Below are 16,504 nucleotides of genomic sequence, written 5' to 3'. Positions count from 1 at the left end.
CCTCTCACGAGATGTTCGGGTCGAAGGTCACCAGCACGTAGGTACCCAGCACCAACGTGAACCCCATCGACAACAGCAGCAGGCTGTTGAGCCAGAACCGGGTGGAGTTCTTGCGGCTGTAGTCGTCGATGATGGTGCGCAGCCCGTTGCCGCCGTGCAGCTGCGCCAGCCACAACAGCGCCATGTCCCACATCTGCCAGAACGGCGAGTGCCAGCGCTGCGCCACGTAGTTGAAGTCGATGCGGTACACGCCGTCGTCCCACATCAGCATGATGAACAGGTGCCCGATCGCCAGGAACACCAGCGCGATCCCGGAGAACCGCATGAACAGCCACGCGAACTTCTCGAAGTTCGGGATGCCGGCGCGCCGGCGCGGGGAGCGGGGATTGTCCAGGCTGGCGGGGCGGTCGTAGAAGCGCTGCTTGACCGGCGCGGTCTGGCCGCGCCCGAGCTGAAGGTCCGGGCTGCTCATCGCAGGTGCTCGGCGACGTGGATGCCGGTCACCACGCCGGCGGGAACCATCAGCAGCAAGAAGACGATGACGACGATCAGGAACATCAGCCGCTGATGGCGCGGGCCCTGCGACCAGAAGTCGATCAGGATGACCCGGATCCCGTTCAGGCCGTGGAACAGCACTGCGGCGATCAGGCCGTATTCCATCAGGCTGACGATGGGGGTCTTGTAGTCGCCCACCACCGCGTTGTAGGTCTGTGGGCTCACCCGCAGCATCGCGGCGTCCAGCACGTGGACGAACAGGAAGAAGAAGATGGTCGCGCCGCTGATGCGGTGCAGCACCCACGCCCACATGCCCGGGTCGCCCCGATACAGGGTCCGGGGTGGTCGCCGCTTGCGCGCGGCGGCAGTGCTCACCATGTCCTCACCCGCCTTCTCCGAACAGTCAGCCGGGGGTTCAGCCTAACCCTGCCAGCCGGCGGGTCGTGCCGAACAGTCGCCAAGCGAAATGTCGTGTCAGAGTAGGGTGACGCTGGCAAGTCGGCCCTTTGGTGAGCGAGGTGCGTGTGCCCGACGTCGACTGGAATGTGCTGCGCGACAAGGCGATCGGCGCTGCGGCGGGGGCCTATGCGCCCTACTCGCGGTTCGCCGTGGGGGCGGCCGCGCTGGTCGACGACGGCCGCGTGGTCACCGGGTGCAATGTGGAGAACGTCTCATATGGCCTTGGTCTCTGTGCCGAGTGCGGTGTGGTGTGCGCCCTGCACTCCACCGGCGGCGGCCGGCTGGTCGCGCTGGCGTGCGTGGACGCCCGGGGGGCCACCCTGATGCCGTGCGGGCGATGCCGCCAGCTGCTGCTGGAGCACGGCGGCCCCGACATGCTGATCGACCATCCGGCGGGGCCGCGCCGCCTCGGCGAGCTGCTGCCCGACGCGTTCGCCGCCGACCTGCCGCGGGAACGGCCTTGAGCGACTGGGACTTCGACGCCCCGTTCGACGCGCCGACGGTGATCCGGACCAAGCGCGACGGCGGGCGGCTGTCCGACGCCGCCATCGACTGGGTCGTCGACGCCTACACCCACGGCCGCGTCGCCGACGAGCAGATGTCGGCGCTGCTGATGGCGATCGTGTGGCGCGGCATGGACCGCGGCGAGATCGCCCGGTGGACGGCGGCCATGCTGGCCTCCGGCGAGCGGCTGGACTTCGCCGACCTGGGCGTCCCGACCGTCGACAAGCACTCGACCGGCGGCGTCGGGGACAAGATCACCCTGCCGTTGGTGCCCGTCGTCGCCGCCTGCGGGGCGGCCGTGCCGCAGGCGTCGGGCCGCGGGCTCGGGCACACCGGCGGCACCCTGGACAAGCTGGAATCCATCGCCGGGTTCACCGCCCAGCTGTCCGGCCGGCGGGTGCGCGAGCAGCTTCGCGACGTGGGCGCCGCCATCTTCGCCGCCGGCGAGCTGGCCCCGGCCGACGCCAAGCTGTACGCGCTGCGCGACGTCACCGCCACCGTCGAGTCGCTGCCGCTGATCGCCAGCTCGGTGATGAGCAAGAAGCTGGCCGAGGGCGCCGGCGCGCTGGTGCTCGACGTGAAGGTCGGATCCGGGGCGCTGATGAGCTCGGAGGCGGCCAGCCGGGAGCTGGCGCGGACCATGGTGGAGCTGGGCGCGGCGCACGGGGTGCCCACCCGTGCGCTGCTGACCGACATGAACCGCCCGCTCGGATCGACCGTCGGCAACGCGCTCGAGGTCGCCGAGTCGCTGGAGGTGCTGGCCGGCGGCGGGCCGCCCGACGTGGTGGAGCTGACGCTGCGGCTGGCCGCCGAGATGCTCGACCTCGCCGGCGTCGCCGACCGCGATCCCGCCCGGACGCTGCGCGACGGCACCGCGATGGACCGCTTTCGCCGGCTGGTCGCGGCCCAGGGCGGCGACTTGTCGGTACCGTTGCCGATCGGTTCATGTTCCGAGACCGTCACCGCTCACCGGGGCGGCACAATGGGCGATATCGACGCGATGGCGGTGGGGCTGGCGAGTTGGCGGCTCGGCGCGGGCAGGGCCCGTCCGGGCCATCCGGTGCAGCTGGGCGCGGGAATCCGGATCCACCGCCGGCCCCGGGAGCCGGTCGCCGCCGGCGAGCCCCTGTTCACCCTCTACACCGACACCCCCGAGCGCTTCGACGCCGCGATGGCCGAGCTGGCCGGCGGCTACAGCGTCGACGACACGCCCCCGGCCTCCCGGCCGCTGATCATCGATCGGATCGCGCAGTGATCGACCTCAACCAGATCAGGAAGGCGCCCAAGGCCCTGCTGCACGACCACCTCGACGGTGGGCTGCGGCCGTCGACCGTGATCGACATCGCCGGTGCGACCGGCTACGACGGGCTGCCCGCCACGGACGTCGACGAGCTGGCGAAGTGGTTTCGCACCCGGTCGCACAGCGGCTCCCTGGAGCGCTACCTGGAACCGTTCTCGCACACCGTGGCGGTGATGCAGACTCCCGATGCCCTGTACCGGGTCGCCTACGAATGCGTGGAGGACCTGGCCGAGGATTCGGTGGTCTACGCCGAGGTGCGATTCGCCCCCGAACTGCACATCGACCGCGGGCTGTCCTTCGACGAGGTCGTCGACGCCGTGCTGGAAGGTTTCGCCGCGGGCGAGAAGGCCTGCGCGGCGGCCGGGCGCCCCATCAAGGTGCGGCTGCTGGTCACCGCGATGCGCCACGCCGCGGTGTCCCGGGAGATCGCCGAGCTGGCGATCCGGTTCCGGGACAAGGGTGTGGTGGGATTCGACATCGCCGGCGCCGAGGCCGGCAACCCGCCGACCCGTCACCTGGACGCCTTCGAGTACATGCGAGACCACAACGCGCGCTTCACGATTCACGCCGGTGAGGCGTTCGGCCTGCCGTCCATCCACGAGGCGATCGCGTTCTGCGGCGCCGACCGGCTCGGCCACGGGGTGCGCATCGTCGACGACATCGAGGTCCTCGGGGACGGCCGCGTCCGGCTGGGCCAGCAGGCATCCATCTTGCGGGACAAGCGAATTCCGCTGGAACTGTGCCCAAGCTCGAACGTGCAGACCGGCGCGGTCAAGAGCATCGCCGAGCACCCGTTCGACCTGCTGGCCCGCACCCGCTTCCGCGTCACCGTCAACACCGACAACCGGCTGATGAGCGACACCTCGATGAGCCTCGAAATGTCGAGGCTCATCGAGGCTTTCGGTTATGGGTGGAGTGATCTGGAGCGGTTCACGATCAACGCCATGAAGTCGGCCTTCATCCCGTTCGACGAGCGGCTGGCGATCATCGACGAGGTGATCAAGCCGCGCTACGCGGTGTTGATCGGCTAGCCCCGGTTAGCGGGGCAGCCCGGTGTGGCTGCGACGGCCCGTCACGGCCTCCCAGATCGCGATCAGGACGACGGCGGCGCCGACCCCCACGAAGAACGGAATCCACGCGATCCCACCGTTGGCGTTGTGGTATCCGAACTGCGCGGCCACCGCCGAGCCGATCAGGCCACCGACGGCACCGAGTACGACCGTCATGATCATGCCGATGTTCTGCTTGCCCGGCATGACCAGACGCGCCACCAAACCGATGACAGCACCCACGATGATCGCCAGGATGATTGATCCGATCATTTGCAGCTCCTGTTGTCTTCTACGGCGCCCCGTGCGGGCGCCATCTCGGACATGAGTTCCCCGAACCGCCGGGCTTGTAACACAACTCGATCGGGTCCGAAGTCCCCGCGAACGCTGCGCTGCGCGTTGCGCTCGACACTGATATGAGTTGTCCATGACGTCGTACCGAAAAGGACTGAACATGAAACCGAAAGCGGCGCGGGCCGCGGTCGGCGCGGCGGCGGCGGCCCTGGCCGCCGGTCTGCTGTGGAGCGCGCCGTCGGCCTCGGCGGGCACCCCGTATTGCGACTCGCTTCCTCCCCGGGACGCCCGCGAGTGCAACTGCGGATTCGACTTCGCCCCGGGCAGCCAGGAACTTCACGATTGCCTGTACGGAACCACGGTCGCGCCCCAGCGGCCCTGACCGGGCGGCCCATGCAGGCTCGTCGTTTGACGAATAGGGTGGCTGGACATGAAGCTGCCGCTGCTGGGACCCGTGTCGCTCACGGGCTTCCAGAACGCCTGGTTCTTCCTGTTCTTGCTGGTCGTGGCGCTGCTGATCGGGATCTACGTGGTGGTGCAGTTCGCCCGGCGCCGCCGGGTGCTGCGATTCGCCAACATGGAGGTGCTGGAGCGGGTGGCGCCGCTGCGCTCCGGCCGGTGGCGGCACGTGCCGACGATCCTGCTCGCCGCGTCGCTGGCGCTGCTGACCACCGCCATGGCCGGGCCGACGTCGGACATCCGGATCCCGCTCAACCGCGCGGTCGTGGTGCTGGTCATCGACGTCTCGGAATCCATGGCGTCCACCGACGTCGCCCCCAACCGGCTGGCCGCCGCGCAGGAGGCCGGCAAGAAGTTCGCCGATGAGCTGACGCCGGCCATCAACCTGGGCCTGGTCGAATTCGCCGCCAACGCCTCCCTGCTGGTCTCCCCGACGACGAACCGCGCCGCGGTGAAGGCGGCGATCGACGGGTTGAAGCCGGCGCCGAAAACGGCGACGGGCGAAGGCCTCTTCACGGCGCTGCAGGCGATCGCCACGGTCGGCTCGGTGCTGGGCGGCGGCGAAGGGCCGCCCCCCGCACGCATCGTCCTGGAATCCGACGGCGCCGAAAACGTGCCGCTGGACCCCAACGCCCCGCAGGGGGCGTTCACCGCCGCGCGGGCCGCCAAGGCCGAGGAGGTGCAGATCTCGACGATCTCCTTCGGCACGCCCTACGGCACCGTCGAGTACGAGGGCGCCACCATCCCGGTCCCCGTCGACGACCAGACGCTGCAGGAGATCACCAAGATCACCGACGGCCAGGCGTTCCACGCGGACAGCCTGGAATCGCTCGAGAGCGTCTACTCGACGCTGCAGCGCCAGATCGGCTATCAGACGGTCAAGGGCGACGCCAGCCTCGCCTGGATGCTGCTCGGCGCGGTGCTCCTGGCCGGCGCCGTGCTGGCGGGTGAGTTCCTGAACCGGCGACTGCCCGCCTGAGCGGTCAGACCGGCAGGCGCCGGTTGATCACCAGGGCCAGCGCCGCGGCGATCAGCGCGACGACGACGCCCAGGCGCAGCCAGCCGGCGCTGCCGGGTCCGGGCACCGTGCGGAACCCGATGTCGTTTTCGATGGCGTTGTAGCTCTTGTTCAGCTCGTTGATGTTGGTGGCGGTGTAGGACTGGCCACCGGAGAGCTGGGCGATCTTGCGCATCTGGTCGGTGGACACGGGGACGGCGACGCGCTGCCCGTCCATCTCGATCTCGCCGCCCTTCGTGCCGAATGAGATGGTCGAGATGGGCACGCCCTGGTCCTTGGCCAGCCGGGCCGCGGTGAAGGCGCCGTCGTGCGGGTCGCTCGGGTCGGTCGGCTTGTTCTCGCCGCCGTCGGACAGGAGCACGATGCGCGCCGGCGGTGGGGTGTCCCCGCCCGTGATGGCCGCGGCGCCGACCGCGTGCAGCGCGGTGAAGATCGCCTCCCCGGTCGCCGTCCCGTCGGCGAATTCGAGCTTCTTCAGCGCCTCGAGCGTCGCCTCGTGTTGCGGGGTCGGGGGCACCAGTAGGTAGGGCGTCCCTGCGAACCCGACCAGCCCGAGGTTGATGCCCGGCGTCAGCTGGCTGGCGAACTGGCTGGCCGCCTGCTCGGCCGCCTTGAGCCGGTTCGGTTCGACGTCGGTGGCGCGCATCGAGTTGGACATGTCGATGATCAGCACGACGCAGGCGCGGTTGCGGGGGATGCGCATGTCGTGCGTGGGGGTGGCCAGGGCGACGGTCAGCAGGAACAGGGACAGCAGCGACACCGCGATGGGAAGGTGCCGCCACCACGACTGGGGCACCTCGGCCTCGGTGTACCGGCGCAGCCGCTGCCGGCGCCGGGCCTGCACCACGACGTAGACGGCAAGCAGCGCCAGCGGGATCAACCCGAACAGGAGCATGCCCGGACGCTGGAATCCGTACAGGGGCAACGGGCCGACGCCGGGAAGCGACACCTGCGCCAGTAAAGAGCAGTCTGGGTGGCCCGTCAAACGCGGCCGCTACTCTCGCCCTATTCCCGCCTGAGCCGCCCGTCGACGAATTGCTCCAACTTCTCCCACTCGCGCACGGCTGCGGCGTACGGGGGTGTGGGCTTGGCGACCGACTCCGGCTCCAGCACGTGGCCCACCAGCTTGCCGAGCGGCCGGCCGGTGTCCAGCGCCTTGTCCACCGTGCTCTCCTCGGAGTAGTCGCCGATGTCGCGGAGCAGCTCGACGGCCAGGTCGAGCTGGTCGCGATCCACGGCGTCGGGCCCGTCGGCGAAGTCGTCGGCCAGCCCGCTCAGCACGTAGATGTTCTCGTCGGTGATGTCCACCGCCAGCGAGCCGTCCGTCGCGGCGGTGCGGATGTCGTCGTAGGTGCTCAGGTCGGACAGGTCGTGGTCGTGTTCGTCGGCGAGGTAGCGGGCCAGCGCCCGCTCCGAGCTGAACACGCTGATCCGGCCGTTGCGGCCCAGGAAGATCGGGCGGTCGTCCAGGTAGCAGCGCAGGGTGTAGAACGTGCCGGAGCTGGTGATGATCCGGATCGGATCGATGCCGACCTGCACCCAGAAATCCTCGGCGCCACCCAGCACGACGGTGTCGCCGGGCGCGCGCGCCTGCTCCTCGGCCTCGTCATCCTCGGTGTCTTCGTCGTCCCCGGCGTCTTCGTCCTCGTCCTCGTCCTCGTCGGCCTCGTCGGCTTCTTCTTTGGCCTCCGCATCTTCTTCCGCGGGCTCCTCGCGCTCCTCTTCCAGCTCCTCGGCGGCCTTTTCGGACGCGTCCTCGTCGACCTCGGGGGTGCTGATGATCTCCTCGATCGCGCCCAGCACGTCGTCCCAGCTGCGGCCGATCACCTCGGCGATCGCGTTCCAGCGCTTCTGGCCCGCCTTGCCGGTGAACGTGTCGATGCCGCCGGCCACCGTGCCCAGGTTCGGGTTGCCGTTGAAGAACTTCGACACCGCCGCCAGCTCGCACACCGATCCGATCGACGACACGATCGCCAGCGCCCCGGCCAGCGCGCTCACCGACTCCTCGGTGGGCTTCTCCGACACCAGCTCCTCGACCACGACCAGGTCGAACTGGCGGTCCGCGCCGGGCTCGAAGTCGTGCGCGTGCGCCGACGTCAGGTCCTGCCAGCCCGGGTGGTCCGCCAGATCGTTGTCGGCGCCCGAGCGCACGAACGCGACCAGGTCGGCGACCGAGGAGAACGCGTACAGGTCCTCGTCCTTGCCGAGGAACGCCTCCCACTCGTCCCCGGCGTCGCGCCAGCGCGGCGCCCACACCGTGTAACGGTCACCGGCGGACAGGCTCAGGCGGATCGGCACGAGGTCAGCAGCCATGCGGCACACAATAGCGACGGGCGGCGCGGGCGCCCGGCCCCGGGCTAGCCCGCCCAGATCGTCGCGATCGGCGCGGCACCGGCCGCGTAACCGGTTTTGGGCAGCCCGTACATCTGCTCCAGCGTGGAAAGCACGCTGTAGTGGTTGATCTGCTCGGCGTAGTTGCCGGGCTGCACGTGCCCGCCGTAGATCACCGTCGGGATCTGGTTGCGCGGGCCGCCGTCGTCCTCGTCCCACGTCACGATCAGCAGGCTGTTGTTGGCCGCCGCCCAGTTGGCGTAGCCCGACAGCTCGCGGCTCAGCCAGGCGTCGGCCTGCGCGATCGAGCCGTCGTGCATGTTGTCGTCGTTGTTGGGAATGACGAACGACACGGTCGGCAGGCCGGCGTAGTTGCCCATCGGGAATGCCGAGAACGGCAGCGAGTTGGCGGGCGGCACATTGGTGAAGTTGGCCCACGGCACGTGCTTTCGCGCGTACTTGCCGGCGCTGCACACGGTGGACCCCGGCGCGGGCAGCCCTTCGGCGTAGCCGACGAACGTGTAGCCGGCGGCCAGCAATTCGGAGCCCAGGTTGGGGGTGGCGCCGCCGTCGACCGGGCACGAGTCCTTGGTCACCCCGAGGGTGCTGCCGGCGAACAGCGCCAGGTAGTTGGGCTCGCTGGGATGCGCCTCGGCGAACGACTGCACCATGTTCGCCCCGCCCGCGGCCAGCGCGTTGATGAACGGCGCCGACTTGTTGCCGATGATGTTGGTCGCGGAGCGGTTCTCCTCCACCACGATCACCACGTGCGCGGGCTGCGGGAGCGCGGCGGCCGCGAGCTCCACCCGGGGCGCCGACGGGACAATCGCCAGTCCGACCAACGCGGCCGTGCCGGCCAGGCTTCTGATTGTGCTCAGCACGCCGGGAGTATATGGGCGGATCCGCCCGCCCGAGGGCGGCAACGCGAGCGTGTCGGCGTTGCTAGTCGCAATCGTTATATAGGGTCAAATGCCGTGGACGTGCGCGTCATTGATCACCCGCTGGCCCTGTCGCGGCTGACGGCGCTGCGCGACGAACGCACCGACAACGCCCACTTCCGGGCCGGCCTGCGGGAGCTGACCGCGATGCTGGTCTACGAGGCCACGCGCGACGCCGCCCGCGAGACCTTTCCAATCCGTACGCCGCTGGCCGAGACGCTCGGGGTGCGCCTGGCCCACCCGCCCCTGCTGGTGCCGGTGCTGCGCGCGGGCCTGGGCATGCTCGAGCGCGCCCTGGAGCTGCTGCCGGAGGCGCGGGTGGGCTTCGTCGGCATGGCCCGCGACGAGGAAACCCATTGCGCGACAGGATATCTCGAGTCGCTGCCCGACGACCTGTCCGGCGTGCCGGTGATCGTCCTCGATCCGATGCTGGCCACCGGCGGGTCGATGTGCCACACGATCGGCCTGCTGCAGCGGCGCGGCGCGTCGGGCATCACGGTGCTGTGCGCGGTCGCCGCGCCGGAAGGCGTTGCGGCGCTTGAGGAAGCGGCGCCGGACGCGCGGCTGTTCACGGTCGCCGTCGACGACGGGCTCAACGAGATCGCCTACATCGTCCCCGGCCTCGGCGATGCGGGCGATCGCCAGTTCGGGCCGCGCTAGCGGCTCACCAGGCCCGCACCTCGGAAGCCAGCGCGTCGCGCACGGCCCGGGCGCGCTCCCGGGCGGACCGCAGCTCGCCGGTCGGCGCGCAGCGAATCTCCAAGTAGCACTTCAACTTCGGTTCGGTGCCCGACGGCCGCACCACCACCCGCGCCGACGTTTCGCCGTCGCCGCCGGTGAAGATCAGCGCGTCGCCGATGTCGGTGGTGCTCGCGGGGAAACCGGCCAGCCGGCCCGGCGGGGCCGCCCGCAGCCGCCGCATCAGTTCGGCGGCCTCGTCGGCGTCGGCGACGCCTCGCGACACCGCGGCGACGTCGTGCACGCCGTGGCGGCGGGCCAGGTCGTCGAGCGCGTCGGGCACCGAACGACCCTGGGCCCGCAGCGCGGCCACCAGGTCGCACACCAGCACCGCGGCGCTGATGCCGTCCTTGTCGCGCACGGCGTCCGGGTCGACGCAGTGGCCGATCGCCTCCTCGTAGGCGTAGACCAGCCTGCCCCCCGGCACGCCGGAATCGGCGCGCGCCAGCCACTTGAAGCCGGTGAGGGTCTCGACGTGGGTGGCGCCGTGTTCGGCGGCGATCGCCGCCAGCATCCGCGACGACACCACGGTGCTGGCCACCACCGCCGCGCCGGATTTGTCGTGGGACAGGATGTAATCGCCCAGCAGCCAACCTGTTTCGTCGCCGGACAGCATCCGCCAGCCCGCGGGGGTCGGGATGCCGACGGCGCACCGGTCGGCGTCGGGATCCAGCGCGATCGCGACGTCGGCGCGGGTTTCCTCGGCCAGCGCGAGCAGCGCGTCGGTGGCGCCGGGTTCCTCCGGGTTGGGGAAGGCGACGGTGGGAAAGTCGGGATCCGGCGCGAACTGGGCCCCGACGGTGTGCACCTGGTCGAATCCCGCGCGGTGCAGCGCCGCCACGGCCACCGCGCCGCCCACGCCGTGCAGCGGTGTCAGCGCCACCCGCACCGACCCGGCGCCGCGGCGCACCGCCGCCGCGCGCTCGAGGTAACGCTCGACGAGGTCGGTCTCGGCGGGTGCGACGGGCGTCCTGGCGATCCGGTCGGCCGGGGGAGCGGCGGCCATCGCGGCCTCGACCCGGCGGTCGGTGGGGGAGACGATCTGGATGCCGTCCTGCCAGTACACCTTGTAGCCGTTGTCGCCCGGCGGGTTGTGCGACGCGGTGATCTGCACCCCCGCGGCCGCGCCGGTGTGGCGGACCGCGAACGCGACGACGGGTGTCGGCACCGGTCCCGGCAGGAGCAGCACCGAAAAGCCCTCGGCGGCAAGCACTTCGGCCGTCACGGTGGCGAACGCCGCGGAGCCGTGCCGGGCGTCGCGGCCGACGACCACCAGCCCCGGTTCGCCCAGCACCTGCGCCACCGCCCACGTCGCGCGCGACACCACCGCGACGTTCATCGCGTCGGGCCCGTCTCGCACCGGCCCGCGCAACCCGGCGGTGCCGAACCGCAGCGGGCGCGCCGGCGTCACGTCGTCACAGCCGGGCCACCACGTCGGCCAAGAGCGCGCCCATCCTGCTGGCCGATTCGGTCCCGGCGGCCAGCACCTCGGCGTGGCTCAACGGCTCTCCCGAGAGCCCGGCGGCCAGGTTGGTCACCAGCGACACCCCCAGCACCTCGGCGCCGGCCGCGCGGGCCGCGATCGTCTCGTGCACCGTCGACATGCCGACCAGGTCGGCGCCCAGCGCCCGCAGCGCCCGGATCTCCGCGGGCGTCTCGTAGTTCGGCCCGGGCAGGCCGGCGTAGACGCCCTCGGTCAGCCCCGGGTCGGCAAGGCGGGCCAGCTCACGCAGCCGCGGCGAGTAGGCGTCGGTCATGTCCACGAACTGCGGGCCGACCAGCGGTGAGCGCGCCGTGAGGTTCAGGTGGTCGCTGATCAGCACCGGCTCGCCGACCGCCAGCTCGGGGCGCAGCGCGCCGGCCGCGTTGGTGAGCACGACGGTGCGCACGCCCGCCGCGCACGCCGCGCGCACCGCGTGCACGACGTGGCGCAGGTGGTGTCCCTCGTAGGCGTGCACGCGACCGACCAGCACCAGCACCCGATGCGCGCCGATGCGCACCGACAACAGCTCACCGGTGTGTCCGACGGCGGTGGGCGGCGCGAACCCGGGCAGGTCGGCCTGAGCGAGCGTGACGGTCGCGGGGCCCAGCGCCGCCACCGCCGGCCGCCATCCCGAGCCCAGGACGATGGCGACGTCGTGCTCGGCGGTCCCGGTGCGCTCGGCGATCGCCCGCGCGGCCCGCCGCGCGAGCTCGTCGGGATCGGGCAGGGGTGCGGCCACAGTCGGCGAGCTTAGCCCCGCATGTGTCAGGATCTGCCGTATGCGTCGTGCGCGGTGGTCGAATTTTCCTCTGGTGGTTGCCGTTGCGGTGTCGGTGGCCGCGATCGCGTGCGGCCGCGCGCCGGTGGCGGCGGCCGACCCGTGTCCCGCTGTCCAGCTCATCTTCGCCCGCGGCACCGCCGAGCCGCCCGGCCTGGGCGCGGTGGGCGATGCGCTGTTCGCCGCGCTGCAGTCCTCGCTCGGGGCGCGCGGCGTCGACGCGTACCCGGTGAACTATCCGGCCAGCTACAACTTCCTGACCACCGCCGACGCCGCCAACGACGCGCGCGACCACATCGCCGCGATGGTCGACCAGTGCCCGGCGACGCGGCTGGTGCTCGGTGGCTTCTCGCAGGGCGCCGCCGCGGTGTCGATGCTGGCGGGCGTGCCGCCCCTCGGGCAGCGCATCGGCGACTTCGGGTCGGCGCCCGCGCTGGATCCCGCGCTGGCCGACCGGGTGCGGGCGGTCGCGGTGTTCGGCAATCCCGGCAACCGGTTCAACACGCCCCTGTCGTCGACGGGTGCGTGGGCCGGTCGCGCCATCGACCTGTGCAGCGACGGCGATCCGGTCTGCGTCGTCGGCGGCCGCGACCGCGACGCCCACCACGTCTACGAGGCGCCGCCCTTCCCCGGCCAAGCGGCGGCGTTCATCGCCGGGCTGGTGTAAATCGCCCGAGCTTGGCGACCGGCCCGCGCCGCTACAGGCCCGCGAAGATGTTGCGCAGGCCGGTGATGCCCGCGGTGAAGGCCGCCGACGCCCCGTTCACGCTGCCGGTGATGGCGCCCGCGTGGAAGAACCCGGAGACGTAGTCGCCGGTGTTGCCGATGCCGGAGGCGAAGTCGCCGGTGTTGTTGAACCCGGAGCTTCCCGTGCCGGAGTTGCCGAAGCCCGAACTGGTGCCGGAGCCGGTGAACAGGTTGCCTACGCCGGTGTTCAGGTCGCCGGAGTTGAACAGCCCCGTGTTGGTGCTGCCCGAGTTGAAGAAACCGGTGTTGTAGTTGCCCGCGTTAAAGCCGCCGGTGGCGTAGTCACCCGAGTTGAAGAATCCCGTGTCGCTCGATCCCGAGTTGAACAGCCCCGCGCTCAGGGCGCCCGAATTGCCCAGGCCCCAGTTGAATTGGCCCGAGTTGCCGATACCGATGTTGCCGTTGCCCGAGTTGAAGAGGCCGATGTTGTTGGTGCCGGAGTTGCCGAACCCGATGTTGCCGAGGCCGGAATTCAGGCCGCCGAAACCGATCTGGTGGTCGCCCGTGAGCCCGATGCCGATGTTTCCGGTGCCGGTGTTGCCGAAACCGAAGTTCAGCGAGCCCACGTTGCCGAGGCCCAAGTTGTTGCTGCCGTTGTTGCCGAAGCCCAGGTTGTAGCTGCCGAGGTTGCCGAAGCCCGCGTTGAAGCTGCCGAGGTTGCCGCTGCCCAGGTTGAAGCTGCCGATGTTGCCGCTGCCCAGGTCCCAGTGGCCGAAATTGCCGCTGCCCAGGTTGACGTTGCCCAGGTTGCCGCTGCCCAGGTTGAGCTCGCCCAGGTTGCCGCTGCCCAGGTTCCACGATTGCCCGTTCCCGATGCCGAGGGTCAGCAAATGCGCGTTGCCGATGCCCCCGAAGTTGATGCCGGGCAAGGCTTCCAGCGGCGCGAAGATGTTTTGTTCGATGAAGTCCAGGGGACCGGACGACGCCAGCTGGGTCGCCGCGGCGGACGCGCCGGCGTGATAGTCGACCATCGCGGCCACGTCCTGGGCCCACATCTGCTCGTACTCGGCCTCGGTGGCCGCGATCGCGGGGGCGTTCTGGCCGAACAGGTTCGAGATCACCAGGGACACCAGGTCGGTGCGGTTGGAAGCCACCATCGTGGGGTGCACCGTGGCCGCCAGCGAGGACTCGAACACCGCGGCGACGGCTTGGGCCTGCGCCGACGCGTTTTCGGCGTGGGCGGCGGCCGCGCTGAGGAAGCCGGCGTACGGGGTGGCCGCCGCCATCATCGCCGCCGACGCCGGGCCCTGCCACGCCTGTGCAGTCAGCCCGGAGGTCACGGACGCGAACGACGACGCCGCCGACGCGAGCTCGGCGGCCAGGCCGTCCCAGGCCGCTGCGGCCTCTAGCATCGGTGCCGACCCCGCGCCGACGAACATTCGCAACGAGTTGATCTCAGGCGGCAAGACTAAAAAACTCATGTCACATAGATAGCAGAATTACATACTTTAAGTCCAGTTGGACGCGGGATAGCTAGTTAAACGGTTTGGTACCGGGGCGCGACCGCGGCGGTGAGATACTGCGATGGTGCCCGCTCCCTCGTTGGACCACCCGTTAGGTCGCGTCGAGGACGTCGTGCGGCGACGCGGTGCCGACCTCGTCGAGCTGTCCCACGCCATCCACGCCGAGCCTGAGCTCGCGTTCGCCGAGCATCGCAGCTGCGCCAAGGCGCAGGCGCTGGTCGCCGAGCGCGGTTTCGAGATCACCGCGTCCGCGGGCGGTTTGGGCACGGCCTTCCGCGCCGACTTCGGCAGCGGACCACTGACCGTCGGGGTGTGCGCCGAGTACGACGCCCTGCCCGAGATCGGCCACGCGTGCGGGCACAACATCATCGCGGCGTCGGCGGTGGGCACCGCGCTGGCGCTGGCCGAGGTGGCCGACGACCTGGGCCTGCGGGTGGCGCTGATCGGCACCCCCGCCGAGGAGGCCGGCGGCGGCAAGGCGCTGTTGCTGCGGGCGGGCGTGTTCGACGACGTCGCCGCGGCGGTGATGCTGCACCCGGGACCCGCCGACATCGCCGCGGCCCGCTCGCTGGCGCTGTCGGAAGCGACCGTGCACTACCGTGGCAAGGAATCCCATGCTGCCGTCGCGCCGCATCAGGGGATCAACGCCGCCGACGCCGTGACCGTCGCGCAGGTGGCCGTCGGGCTGTTGCGGCAGCAACTGGCGCCGGGCCAGCTGGTGCACGGGATCGTCACCGACGGCGGTCAGGCGGTCAACGTCATCCCCGGGCACGCGGCGCTGCAGTATGCGATGCGAGCGCTCGAATCGGAATCGCTGAGACAGCTGGAGGGCAGGATGTACGCGTGCTTCGCCGCGGGCGCGCTCGCCACCGGCTGCGAATACGAGATCGACAACCCGGCGCCCGCGTACGACGAGCTCAAGCCCGACGAATGGCTGGCCGACGTCTTCCGTGACGAGATGCTCCGGCTGGGGCGTGAGCCGGTGGCCCGCGAGGTGGAGGCGTCGCTGCCGATGGGCAGCACCGACATGGGCAACGTGACGCAGGTGCTGCCGGGCATCCATCCGATCGTCGGCGTCGACGCCGGCGGCGCCACCGTGCACCAGCGCGCCTTCGCGGCGGCCGCCGCCGGCCCCAGCGCCGACCGCGCGGTGGTCGAGGGCGCGATCATGTTGGCGCGCACGGTGGTTCACCTCGCGCAGGCCCCCGAGCAGCGCGACCGGGTGCTGGCCGCGCAGCAGCGCCGACCCGGCGGGGCGCGCGCATGAGCCTCGTCGACACCGCCGAATCGTGGTTGGCCGCCCACCACGGCGACCTGGTGGAATGGCGCCGGCACATCCATCGCTACCCGGAGCTGGGCCGGCAGGAGTTCGCCACCACCCAGTTCGTCGCCGAGCGGCTGGCCGATGCGGGGCTGAAGCCGAAGCTGTTGCCCGGGACGGGGCTGATCTGCGACATGGGTCCCGAGCACGAGCCGAGGATCGCGCTGCGGGCCGACATGGACGCGCTGCCGATGGCCGAGCTGACCGGCGCGCCATACGCCTCGACGATGCCCAACGTCGCGCACGCCTGCGGGCACGACGCGCACACCGCGATCCTGCTGGGCACGGCGCTGGCGCTGGGTTCCGTGCCGGAGCTGCCCGTCGGGGTGCGCCTGATCTTCCAGGCCGCCGAGGAGTTGATGCCCGGCGGGGCGATCGATGCCATCGCCGGCGGGGCGCTGACCGGGGTGTCGCGAATCTTCGCCCTGCACTGCGATCCCCGCCTCGAGGTCGGCAAGATCGCGGTCCGGCAGGGCCCGATCACCTCGGCGGCCGACCAGATGGAGATCACGCTGTACTCGCCCGGCGGGCACACGTCGCGGCCGCACCTGACCGCCGACCTGGTCTACGGCCTCGGCACGCTGATCACCGGGCTGCCGGGGGTGCTGTCGCGCCGCATCGACCCGCGCAACAGCACGGTGCTGGTGTGGGGCGCGGTCAACGCGGGCGTGGCCCCCAACGCGATTCCGCAGACCGGCGTGCTGGCCGGCACCGTGCGCACCGCGAGCCGCCAGACCTGGATCGCGCTCGAGGAGGTCATCCGCGAGACCGTGTCCGCGCTGCTGTCCCCGCTGGCGATCGAGCACACGCTGCAATACCGGCGCGGCGTGCCGCCGGTGGTCAACGAGGACGTCTCGACGCGGATCCTGACCCACGCGATCGAGGCCGTCGGCCCCGACGCGCTGGCCGACACCCGGCAGTCCGGCGGCGGTGAGGATTTCTCCTGGTATCTCGAGGAGATTCCCGGCGCGATGGCGCGGCTCGGGGTGTGGTCGGGCGAGGGGCTGCAGCTGGACCTGCACCAGCCGACCTTCGACCTCGACGAGCGGGCCCTGGCGATCGGGCTGCGCGTGATGGTCAACATCGTCGAGCAGGCGGCCCTGTTCTAGGGCCGCGAGCGCGCTCAT

At 71.0% G+C, this 16,504-nt stretch carries 17 protein-coding genes and 1 pseudogene; 9 read left to right on the top strand and 9 right to left on the bottom strand.

What is annotated here, in order from left to right; genetic code table 11:
• Positions 1-4 precede the first annotated feature (4 nt).
• The gene (locus AC5Y5E_RS03275) at positions 5-472 is read right to left on the bottom strand and encodes a succinate dehydrogenase hydrophobic membrane anchor subunit (RefSeq protein ID WP_068106762.1); all 468 of its coding nucleotides are present in this window, start codon (positions 470-472) and stop codon (positions 5-7) included.
• Positions 469-807, bottom strand: a complete 339-nt coding sequence (gene sdhC / locus AC5Y5E_RS03270; RefSeq protein ID WP_499901867.1) for a succinate dehydrogenase, cytochrome b556 subunit — start codon at positions 805-807, stop codon at positions 469-471. Before sdhC ends, AC5Y5E_RS03275 begins: the two co-directional genes overlap by 4 nt.
• Before the next feature lie 212 nt (positions 808-1,019).
• Between sdhC and AC5Y5E_RS03265 the strand changes: the two genes are divergently transcribed.
• The 3 genes from AC5Y5E_RS03265 to AC5Y5E_RS03255 are packed head-to-tail and all read left to right on the top strand — an operon-like array spanning position 1,020 to position 3,789.
• Positions 1,020-1,418, top strand: a complete 399-nt coding sequence (locus AC5Y5E_RS03265) for a cytidine deaminase (RefSeq protein WP_499901866.1) — start codon at positions 1,020-1,022, stop codon at positions 1,416-1,418.
• The gene (locus AC5Y5E_RS03260; RefSeq protein WP_499901531.1) at positions 1,415-2,713 is read left to right on the top strand and encodes a thymidine phosphorylase; all 1,299 of its coding nucleotides are present in this window, start codon (positions 1,415-1,417) and stop codon (positions 2,711-2,713) included. The genes AC5Y5E_RS03265 and AC5Y5E_RS03260 overlap by 4 nt, the downstream gene beginning before the upstream one ends.
• On the top strand, positions 2,710-3,789 hold the full coding sequence (locus AC5Y5E_RS03255) for an adenosine deaminase (RefSeq protein ID WP_499901530.1): 1,080 nt from the start codon (positions 2,710-2,712) through the stop codon (positions 3,787-3,789). Before AC5Y5E_RS03260 ends, AC5Y5E_RS03255 begins: the two co-directional genes overlap by 4 nt.
• A gap of 6 nt (positions 3,790-3,795) precedes the next feature.
• Here the strand turns inward: AC5Y5E_RS03255 and AC5Y5E_RS03250 are convergent, their stop codons facing one another.
• Complete coding sequence (locus AC5Y5E_RS03250) at positions 3,796-4,080, bottom strand: GlsB/YeaQ/YmgE family stress response membrane protein (protein WP_499901529.1); 285 nt, start codon at positions 4,078-4,080, stop codon at positions 3,796-3,798.
• Between the two features lie 181 nt (positions 4,081-4,261).
• On the opposite strand from AC5Y5E_RS03250, the gene AC5Y5E_RS03245 reads away from it, so the two are divergent.
• Both AC5Y5E_RS03245 and AC5Y5E_RS03240 read left to right on the top strand, forming a co-directional pair.
• Positions 4,262-4,483 (top strand): hypothetical protein, encoded by a 222-nt coding sequence (locus AC5Y5E_RS03245; RefSeq protein WP_499901528.1) that lies wholly within the window; start codon positions 4,262-4,264, stop codon positions 4,481-4,483.
• Positions 4,484-4,531: 48 nt separating this feature from the next.
• Positions 4,532-5,539 carry a VWA domain-containing protein gene (locus AC5Y5E_RS03240; protein ID WP_499901527.1) on the top strand — a complete coding sequence of 336 codons (1,008 nt, stop codon included), beginning with the start codon at positions 4,532-4,534 and terminating at the stop codon, positions 5,537-5,539.
• Positions 5,540-5,543: 4 nt separating this feature from the next.
• Here the strand turns inward: AC5Y5E_RS03240 and AC5Y5E_RS03235 are convergent, their stop codons facing one another.
• From AC5Y5E_RS03235 to AC5Y5E_RS03225, 3 genes are read right to left on the bottom strand one after another with little or no spacing between them, the layout of a single operon-like run.
• Entirely contained in the window at positions 5,544-6,527 is a 984-nt protein-coding gene (locus AC5Y5E_RS03235) for a VWA domain-containing protein (RefSeq protein WP_499901526.1), read from the bottom strand.
• A 56-nt stretch (positions 6,528-6,583) separates the two neighbouring features.
• Positions 6,584-7,891, bottom strand: coding sequence for a protein export chaperone SatS (satS, locus tag AC5Y5E_RS03230; RefSeq protein ID WP_499901525.1), 1,308 nt, complete (start codon positions 7,889-7,891; stop codon positions 6,584-6,586).
• A 44-nt stretch (positions 7,892-7,935) separates the two neighbouring features.
• A complete protein-coding gene (locus tag AC5Y5E_RS03225; RefSeq protein WP_499901865.1) occupies positions 7,936-8,778 on the bottom strand; it encodes an alkaline phosphatase family protein in 843 nt (280 codons plus the stop codon).
• A gap of 105 nt (positions 8,779-8,883) precedes the next feature.
• Between AC5Y5E_RS03225 and upp the strand changes: the two genes are divergently transcribed.
• Positions 8,884-9,507, top strand: coding sequence for a uracil phosphoribosyltransferase (upp, locus tag AC5Y5E_RS03220; protein ID WP_499901524.1), 624 nt, complete (start codon positions 8,884-8,886; stop codon positions 9,505-9,507).
• A gap of 4 nt (positions 9,508-9,511) precedes the next feature.
• Here upp and AC5Y5E_RS03215 read toward each other — a convergent pair.
• A pseudogene (locus tag AC5Y5E_RS03215) lies at positions 9,512-10,987 on the bottom strand (phospho-sugar mutase); the annotation flags it as partial.
• A gap of 13 nt (positions 10,988-11,000) precedes the next feature.
• The gene (locus tag AC5Y5E_RS03210; RefSeq protein WP_499901523.1) at positions 11,001-11,807 is read right to left on the bottom strand and encodes a purine-nucleoside phosphorylase; all 807 of its coding nucleotides are present in this window, start codon (positions 11,805-11,807) and stop codon (positions 11,001-11,003) included.
• Positions 11,808-11,895: 88 nt separating this feature from the next.
• On the opposite strand from AC5Y5E_RS03210, the gene AC5Y5E_RS03205 reads away from it, so the two are divergent.
• Positions 11,896-12,513: a cutinase family protein gene (locus tag AC5Y5E_RS03205; RefSeq protein WP_499901864.1), complete on the top strand. Its 618-nt coding sequence runs from the start codon at positions 11,896-11,898 to the stop codon at positions 12,511-12,513.
• Positions 12,514-12,544: 31 nt separating this feature from the next.
• Here AC5Y5E_RS03205 and AC5Y5E_RS03200 read toward each other — a convergent pair whose 3' ends face one another.
• Positions 12,545-14,014: a PPE family protein gene (locus tag AC5Y5E_RS03200; RefSeq protein WP_499901522.1), complete on the bottom strand. Its 1,470-nt coding sequence runs from the start codon at positions 14,012-14,014 to the stop codon at positions 12,545-12,547.
• A 121-nt stretch (positions 14,015-14,135) separates the two neighbouring features.
• Between AC5Y5E_RS03200 and AC5Y5E_RS03195 the strand changes: the two genes are divergently transcribed.
• Together AC5Y5E_RS03195 and AC5Y5E_RS03190 are read left to right on the top strand one after the other, a co-directional pair.
• Complete coding sequence (locus AC5Y5E_RS03195) at positions 14,136-15,323, top strand: M20 family metallopeptidase (RefSeq protein ID WP_499901863.1); 1,188 nt, start codon at positions 14,136-14,138, stop codon at positions 15,321-15,323.
• A complete protein-coding gene (locus AC5Y5E_RS03190; protein ID WP_499901521.1) occupies positions 15,320-16,486 on the top strand; it encodes a M20 family metallopeptidase in 1,167 nt (388 codons plus the stop codon). The genes AC5Y5E_RS03195 and AC5Y5E_RS03190 overlap by 4 nt, the downstream gene beginning before the upstream one ends.
• Positions 16,487-16,504 lie beyond the last annotated feature (18 nt).

The organism is Mycobacterium sp. NGS54 (genome assembly GCF_059812465.1).
The sequence above is the reverse complement of the archived record's forward strand: the minus strand, read 5'-3'. Positions and strand labels throughout refer to the sequence as shown.

Coding starts and splice junctions, on each gene's coding strand:
- satS (WP_499901525.1), bottom strand. CDS start 7,891: ATGGCTGCTGACCTCGTGCCGATCCGCCTGAGCCTGTCCGCCGGTGAC.
- sdhC (WP_499901867.1), bottom strand. CDS start 807: ATGTGGGCGTGGGTGCTGCACCGCATCAGCGGCGCGACCATCTTCTTC.
- AC5Y5E_RS03240 (WP_499901527.1), top strand. CDS start 4,532: ATGAAGCTGCCGCTGCTGGGACCCGTGTCGCTCACGGGCTTCCAGAAC.
- AC5Y5E_RS03250 (WP_499901529.1), bottom strand. CDS start 4,080: ATGATCGGATCAATCATCCTGGCGATCATCGTGGGTGCTGTCATCGGT.
- AC5Y5E_RS03190 (WP_499901521.1), top strand. CDS start 15,320: ATGAGCCTCGTCGACACCGCCGAATCGTGGTTGGCCGCCCACCACGGC.
- AC5Y5E_RS03200 (WP_499901522.1), bottom strand. CDS start 14,014: ATGAGTTTTTTAGTCTTGCCGCCTGAGATCAACTCGTTGCGAATGTTC.
- AC5Y5E_RS03245 (WP_499901528.1), top strand. CDS start 4,262: ATGAAACCGAAAGCGGCGCGGGCCGCGGTCGGCGCGGCGGCGGCGGCC.
- AC5Y5E_RS03275 (WP_068106762.1), bottom strand. CDS start 472: ATGAGCAGCCCGGACCTTCAGCTCGGGCGCGGCCAGACCGCGCCGGTC.